This is a genomic window from Sinorhizobium glycinis (assembly GCF_001651865.1).
Classification (GTDB): domain Bacteria; phylum Pseudomonadota; class Alphaproteobacteria; order Rhizobiales; family Rhizobiaceae; genus Sinorhizobium; species Sinorhizobium glycinis.
The window spans coordinates 546607-552911 of record NZ_LPUX01000061.1 but is presented as its reverse complement, the minus strand read 5'-3'; the positions used below and the strand labels follow the sequence as shown (position 1 = coordinate 552911).

General features: G+C 62.8%; 8 protein-coding genes. 4 read left to right on the top strand and 4 right to left on the bottom strand.

The annotated features are described in order from the left end of the window. Nucleotides 1-214 (bottom strand): hypothetical protein (locus tag AU381_RS29825; RefSeq protein WP_199275324.1); only part of this gene is annotated, 214 nt, incomplete at its 3' end. Between the two features lie 205 nt (nucleotides 215-419). On the opposite strand from AU381_RS29825, the gene AU381_RS18145 reads away from it, so the two are divergent. Then, complete coding sequence (locus AU381_RS18145; protein ID WP_064243109.1) at nucleotides 420-1118, top strand: thermonuclease family protein; 699 nt, start codon at nucleotides 420-422, stop codon at nucleotides 1116-1118. Nucleotides 1119-1303: 185 nt separating this feature from the next. On the opposite strand, the gene AU381_RS18140 is transcribed toward AU381_RS18145, so the two are convergent. Both AU381_RS18140 and AU381_RS18135 read right to left on the bottom strand, forming a co-directional pair. Next, on the bottom strand, nucleotides 1304-2572 hold the full coding sequence (locus AU381_RS18140; protein WP_064243108.1) for an NAD(P)/FAD-dependent oxidoreductase: 1269 nt from the start codon (nucleotides 2570-2572) through the stop codon (nucleotides 1304-1306). A gap of 91 nt (nucleotides 2573-2663) precedes the next feature. After that, entirely contained in the window at nucleotides 2664-3128 is a 465-nt protein-coding gene (locus tag AU381_RS18135) for an Lrp/AsnC family transcriptional regulator (RefSeq protein ID WP_064243107.1), read from the bottom strand. Nucleotides 3129-3347: 219 nt separating this feature from the next. Between AU381_RS18135 and AU381_RS18130 the strand changes: the two genes are divergently transcribed. Beyond that, a complete protein-coding gene (locus tag AU381_RS18130; protein ID WP_082910141.1) occupies nucleotides 3348-4067 on the top strand; it encodes an aspartate/glutamate racemase family protein in 720 nt (239 codons plus the stop codon). Nucleotides 4068-4079: 12 nt separating this feature from the next. Here the strand turns inward: AU381_RS18130 and AU381_RS18125 are convergent, their stop codons facing one another. Then, the gene (locus AU381_RS18125; RefSeq protein ID WP_425288626.1) at nucleotides 4080-4442 is read right to left on the bottom strand and encodes a winged helix-turn-helix transcriptional regulator; all 363 of its coding nucleotides are present in this window, start codon (nucleotides 4440-4442) and stop codon (nucleotides 4080-4082) included. Between the two features lie 196 nt (nucleotides 4443-4638). Between AU381_RS18125 and AU381_RS18120 the strand changes: the two genes are divergently transcribed. Both AU381_RS18120 and AU381_RS18115 read left to right on the top strand, forming a co-directional pair. Beyond that, a complete protein-coding gene (locus AU381_RS18120; RefSeq protein ID WP_064243105.1) occupies nucleotides 4639-5526 on the top strand; it encodes an SDR family oxidoreductase in 888 nt (295 codons plus the stop codon). A 165-nt stretch (nucleotides 5527-5691) separates the two neighbouring features. Then, nucleotides 5692-6303, top strand: coding sequence for a 2-hydroxychromene-2-carboxylate isomerase (locus AU381_RS18115; RefSeq protein WP_064243104.1), 612 nt, complete (start codon nucleotides 5692-5694; stop codon nucleotides 6301-6303). Nucleotides 6304-6305: the final 2 nt, after the last annotated feature.

Below are 6305 nucleotides of genomic sequence, written 5' to 3'. Positions count from 1 at the left end.
CGGCGGCGGCGGCGGCGGCGGCAGCGGCGGCGGCGGCAACGGCGGTAACGGCGGCAATGGCGGCGGTGGCAACGGCGGCAGCGGCGGTAACGGCGGCGGCGGCGAAGGCGGCGAAGGGGGTGGCGGCAGCGGCAATAACGGAGGGGGCAACGGTGGTGGCGACGGGACGCCTGGCAGTTCCGGTAAAAGCGACGAAAACCGCTAACAAGCGCATCGCGGCGTGCTTCGCGAAGGCATCAAGGCCATACGATGCGCGTCTACGGTGCAGCGCGACATAGCGGCGACGGAGACGAAATCTGCAAAGGGCGGGTTCCGACGGATCCCGCCCTTGCCTATTCGGTCAACCGCCCGATTTCCACGACAACCTTTCAGCAACTCCTCGTCCCGATAATGCTGCGTGAAATCGAGGATCGAATCGGATGGCCAAGGGAAATTCCACGCGACGGAAGCGCGGCGCACGTCGGAAGGGCAGCCAGGGCGGCATGGGCCTGTGGTACCTCGCAGCCGTCATTCTTATCGGAGGCGTCGTCGCCTATGATCACCGGGAACAACTCGGAGACCTTCCCGGCGATCGAGAACTGACGGCGCTGCTTTCGCCACCCGAAAAGAAACCGAAAACGGCAGCCGTCGAGACCCGGCCGAAGGAACACACGGGCGCCATTGCTCGGAAACCCGCGTTGACGCCACCTGCGCCGATCGGCCGGCCCGTGGAACAGCCGCAGGCGCAAGCTGCCTCATTTCGATCAGAAAATGGCACCTTCTATTTCTGCGGCATTCGCCACGATAACTGTGTCATCGATGGCGACACGTTCCTCTTCAACGGCGAGAGGATCCTCATTGCCGACATCGATGCGCCCGAGACGAAACTCGCGAAATGCGACGCTGAGCGGTCGCGTGGCTCCTATGCAAAGGCAAGGCTGCGCGAACTGCTGAACGCCGGAAAATTCACGCTGGTCGACTCGGCGGGCGGGTTTGCCGACGAGGAGGCGGGAAAACTCCGGGTGGTGATGAGAGGCGGCAAATCGCTAGGCGACCTTCTGGTATCCGAGGGGTTGGTGAGAAAGCGCACCAGCCGGCCCGTATCCTGGTGCGGCCAGTCGGCCCGTGCGTCGGGCTGAACCATCGCAAACCAACTTTCATCTCAACCGTACCGCGCGTGATCGGCAAGAACTCGTCGATCGCTGCAAGCGCCATCGCAACGTCGGTCCATATCGGCGATCGGAGCATGCGTCGCAAACTTGCCCCTTTCGCCATTTTGCATAGGGCAAACACAGGCTGCATCGTCGACTTGCGATCGCCGCCACTATTCCTCCCTGCGGTGCGTTTCCTTTTGCGTGATCAGCCGCGCGCTATGCTGGCCGCTGAGAAAGATCCACAGCCAACTCCAGGCGACCGCAAAACGGCTGCGGGTGCCGATCAGGAAATAGATATGGGCGATGCCCCAGATCCACCAGGCAAGCCCTCCTTTGAGCTTGATCCTGCCGAAGTCGATGATCGCGGCGCGCTTGCCGATCGTGGCAAGGCTTCCCTGGTGGCGGTAGCGGAAGGCCTTGGGCATCGGCTGGCCCGCGAGCCGGGCGCGGATCACCCGGGCGACAAAGGCACCCTGCTGCTTGGCAGCCGGCGCGATGCCCGGCACCGGCGTACCGTTCTCCTGCTTGACCGAGGCGGTGTCGCCGATCACGAAGACATCCGGGTTTCCCGGTGCGGTCAGGTGCTGATCGACGATGGCACGTCCCGCGCGGTCCGCCACGATCCCGAGCCAATTGGCGGCCGGAGATGCCTGAACGCCGGCCGCCCAGACGAGCGTGCGGCTGGGAACGAAGCTGTCGCCGATCCTCACGCCTGCTTCCGTGCAGTCCGTCACCGGCGTTCCGGTGAGCACCTCGACCCCAAGCTTCCCGAGTTCGGTCATTGCATAGGCGGAAAGTTCTTCCGCAAAGGCCGGCAGAATGCGAGGCCCTGCCTCGACGAGCACGACGCGAGACTGACGCGTATCGATGCGGCGGAACTCGCCCGGCAGGGTCCGGTGCGCCATTTCGGCAATGATCCCGGCGAGTTCCACTCCTGTCGGCCCCGCGCCGATGATCGTGAAGGTCAACAGGGCATCGCGCCTGGCGGGGTCCTCCTCGATCTCGGCCTGCTCGAATGCGAGCAGCACGCGCCGGCGAATGGTCGTCGCATCCTCGAGCGTCTTCAGCCCCGGCGCTACGGGGGCCCATTCGTCACGGCCGAAATAGGCGTGCGTCGCGCCGGTTGCGAGCACCAGCGTATCGTAGGGAACTGCCTGGCCATTCGCGAGCGTCACAGTCTTTGTCAGCCTGTCGACGCCCTGCACCTCGCCAAGCAGCGTCATCACCTCCGGTCGGTCGCGGTAAAGATGACGGATCGGCCAGGCGATCTCGGAGGTCGCGAGAATGGTGGTCGCGACCTGATAGAGCAGCGGCTGAAAGAGATGGTGGTTGCGTCGATCGATAAGTGTGATGCGGACCGGGGCGCCCCTGAGGTCGTTGACAAGTTCTAGCCCGCCGAAGCCGCCTCCCACGACCACCACGTGATGATTTTGCTCCATGGCTGCTGCCTCGTTCGGTCAACGGATCCAACCGCGTCACATCGGCGGCGGACCGACATGGCTTTTCTTGCAACGCGCAATACCGCGCTCCTTACTCGGCGTAACGGACCGGAACCGCCGTCCCGCTTTTCAGGACTTCCATCGAGATCGAGGCGGAAACGTCGAAGAGTTCAACTTTGCGCACGATCTGCTTGTACACCATGTCATATTGCTCGACACGCGGCAGCACAACCTTGACGATGTAGTCGTAGTTACCCGTCAACCGGTGTGCCTCGACGATCTCGGGGATATCGCTGATCGCACGACGGAATTTTTCGATCCACTCATCGGAATGATGCGCGGTCTTGATGAGCGCGAAAACCGTCGTGGGCACGCCCATCTTCTCTCGGTCGAGAACGACGATGCGTCTGGCCACATAACCCGCCTCTTCCAGCCGTTGGATGCGGCGCGAGCAGGCGGATAAGGAAAGGTTCACCCGCTCGGCAAGATCCCCCATTGCAAGGCTCGCATCCTCCTGCAGAAGCGTGAGCAGCTTTCGGTCCCTTTCGTCCAGCACGCCCTTTACTCCTCACCCCACGCCACTGTGACGCCTACATTTTGCACGAACTGAACAAACGACGCAAAAAGCTCTTGATGTTCTTTCCTTAAATAGCCTTCAAAGCAAACAAATCCAACCCGCCCCGCGTCATAATCTTACCGGTGGAACAAGATCGGAAAGTGGCAACGCGCTCTCGTTTTCAGTTCCAGCGATCGGATGCAAAAAGGGAGAGAGTTGATGGAAATGCGCAGGATCGGCCTCATCGGCGGCATGAGCTTCGAAAGTTCGGCGGTCTACTATCGGATGGTCAACGAGGCGGTTCGCGAGCGGCTGGGTGCATTGCACTCGGCTGAGGTGCTGCTTTATTCCGTCGATTTCCAGAAAATCGTCGACCTGCAAAAGGCCGGCCGCTGGGATGAGGCGGCCGGGCGCCTGTCCGATGTTGCGCGCGCGCTTCAATCCGGCGGCGCCGATTGCGTGCTGATCTGCACCAACACCATGCACCTGATCGCCGACGCCGTGGCGGCTTCGGTCGATGTACCGCTGATCAACATCATCGACGCGACCGCGCTTCGCCTCAAGACTGCAGGCCGCCGCAAGCCGCTGCTGCTCGCCACCCGTTACACCATGGAGCACGGCTTCTATGCCGAGCGCATGAAGGCGCACGGCATAGAACTGATCGTGCCGGATGCCGATGGCCGCAAGCTGACCCACGAGGTGATATTCGACGAACTCTGCGCCGGCAAGGTACTGGACGCTTCGCGCGCGGCGCTGGTGGCGCTCGTCGAAAAGGCGAAGGCCGAGGGCGCCGACGCCGTCATTCTCGGTTGCACCGAAATCTGCCTGATCCTCGATCCGGCCAACCTGCCGCTGCCGGGCTTCGATTCCACGGCAATCCACGCCGAAGCCGCAGTCGAATTCGCGCTGAGCATGCGCGACGTAAGCCGCGCCGCTTGAGCCCCGCGCCGCCTACGCGGCGGCGTCAAACTCGATACGCGCCTTGCGTATCGAGTCGTGATTTTCAAGCGACCAGTCCACGAACAGTATGAGGACAGCCAGGAACGATCGGCCGAGGTCGGTGAGGCTGTATTCGACGCTCGGCGGCTGCGTCGGATAGACGGTGCGGTTCAAATACCCGTCGCGCTGCAGGTCTCGCAGCGTCTGCGTGAGCATCCTCTGCGAAATGTCCGGGATCAGCCTCCGGAGCTGCGAGAACCGCAGCGGCCCGTCGGCGAGTGAAAGGATCATCAGCGAATTCCACTTGCCGCCGATATTGTCCATCACGTCGCGGACCGGGCAATTGTCGACATCCATCGGCACGCCGCCGACCATTGCCACCCGCTTGCCCCTCACCTCGCCCGTCGCCTTGTTCACCGCGGTACCCTTTCCGTAACCATGGCAGAAAAAACTGCCTCCTTTACAGCTCTTAGCAGATTACGGGATAAGAGCAACTCTCAAAAAGAGACCAGCATTCGATATAAGCCGATGGAGGCGTTGCGAAGCTGGAAAGCGAAGTGAAAGGAAGATCATGTCCCAGACATTGCTCGTAACCGGCGCTGCAGGCCAGCTCGGCAAACTCGTACTCGATGCGCTTCTCGCGTCAGGCAAGACGAAACCGGACGATATCATCGCCACCAGCCGCGACACAGCCAAACTCGCCGATTATGCGGCCAAAGGCATCAAGACCCGCGCCGCCGACTTCGACGATCCTGCCTCGCTCGAAAAGGCCTTTGCCGGCGCCGACCGGATTCTCATCATCTCGACCGACACCCTGGACGAGCCGGGCAAGCGCTTGAAGCAGCATCTCGCCGCCGTCGACGCCGCCAAGAAAGCCGGCGTGAAGCACATTCTCTATACGTCCATGCCCAACCCGGAAAACTCGGTCATTCCCTTTGCCGCCGATCATCTCGGCACGGAAAACGCCATCAAGGCAAACGGCATTCCCTACACGATCCTGCGCAATGCCTGGTACATGGAGAACCTGTTCCTAGCGCTGCCGCATGCACTTCAGACCGGGCAATGGTTCTCGTCCGCCGGCGAAGGCCGGATCTCCCATGTGGCGCGCCAGGACCTCGCCAGGGCGGCTGCCGCCGCGCTGGAATCGGGTTCGATCGAAAGCCGCACCTATACGCTAACGGGAGCACAGGCTCTGACGACCGCGGAGATCGCCAGCCACGTCGCCGAGGCAACCGGAAAGACGCTCGACGTCGTCCACATTTCTGACGAGGCTCTGGCAGGCGGCCTCAGGGGAGCCGGGCTGCCGGACTTCTTCGTTCCGATCCTCGTCTCCTTCGACACCAACACGCGCGAGGGCCATTTCGATGTCGTGACCGACGACGTGGCTAGCCTCACCGGAACAGTCCCGCTCGACCTCGCCGCCTTCCTCGAGGCGAACAGGGCGGCGCTCGCCCACTGAAGCAATTGTCGTAGTGGCGATCGGCCCGGCGTCCGCCGCCGGGCCGATCTCGTCCATCCCGCCGCCTTGGGCCATCATGAAGTTTTTCTGGAAGCCTGCGCTTCCGCCACCCTCTCGCCCCAGCGCATTGCTATCGTGAGATCACTCGGTTGAGGAGGAAGCAGGATGACGGCGCCGATCGACTTCTGGTTCTCGATAGGAAGCCCCTACACTTTTCTCGCCGTCATGCGGCTACCGGAGGTCGCCGAAAGGGCGGGCGTTGAGGTTCGCTGGAGGCCCTTCGACGCTTACGCGATCCAGGCCGAGGCGAATGACAGCCCTTTCGCCGACAAGCCGCTCAAGGCCGCCTATATGTGGCGCGATATCGAGCGACGTGCTGCGAAGTTCGGCCTGCCCTTGAGATTGCCTATCCCCTATCCGCTCGCCGACCGCGCAGTGGCCAACCGGGTCGCGGTGCTCGCCGCCAAGGAAGGGTGGTGCCCTGCCTATGCGATTGCCACCTACCGGCACTGGTTCGTCGACCGCGAGGCCGCCGGCAGCGAGCCGAATCTCTCGGCGAGCATCAAGGAGGCCGGGCAGGACCCTGCCCGCGTGCTGCAGCAGGCAAGCACCGCAGCCGGTGCCGAGGCGCTAGACGCCGCGACCAGGGAAGCGAAGGAGATCGGCCTCTTCGGTTCGCCCTCCTTCGTCGCCGATGGCGAACTTTTCTGGGGTCACGACCGCCTGGAGGACGCGATTGAGTGGCAGCACAATCTGGACCAGGGAAACCCGGGGTGAAG

What these genes read in the sequence shown, in the direction of transcription:
- AU381_RS18145 (WP_064243109.1), top strand. Translation starts at nt 420, where the DNA reads ATGGCCAAGGGAAATTCCACGCGACGGAAGCGCGGCGCACGTCGGAAG.
- AU381_RS18115 (WP_064243104.1), top strand. Translation starts at nt 5,692, where the DNA reads ATGACGGCGCCGATCGACTTCTGGTTCTCGATAGGAAGCCCCTACACT.
- AU381_RS18120 (WP_064243105.1), top strand. Translation starts at nt 4,639, where the DNA reads ATGTCCCAGACATTGCTCGTAACCGGCGCTGCAGGCCAGCTCGGCAAA.
- AU381_RS18140 (WP_064243108.1), bottom strand. Translation starts at nt 2,572, where the DNA reads ATGGAGCAAAATCATCACGTGGTGGTCGTGGGAGGCGGCTTCGGCGGG.
- AU381_RS18125 (WP_425288626.1), bottom strand. Translation starts at nt 4,442, where the DNA reads ATGGTCGGCGGCGTGCCGATGGATGTCGACAATTGCCCGGTCCGCGAC.
- AU381_RS18130 (WP_082910141.1), top strand. Translation starts at nt 3,348, where the DNA reads ATGGAAATGCGCAGGATCGGCCTCATCGGCGGCATGAGCTTCGAAAGT.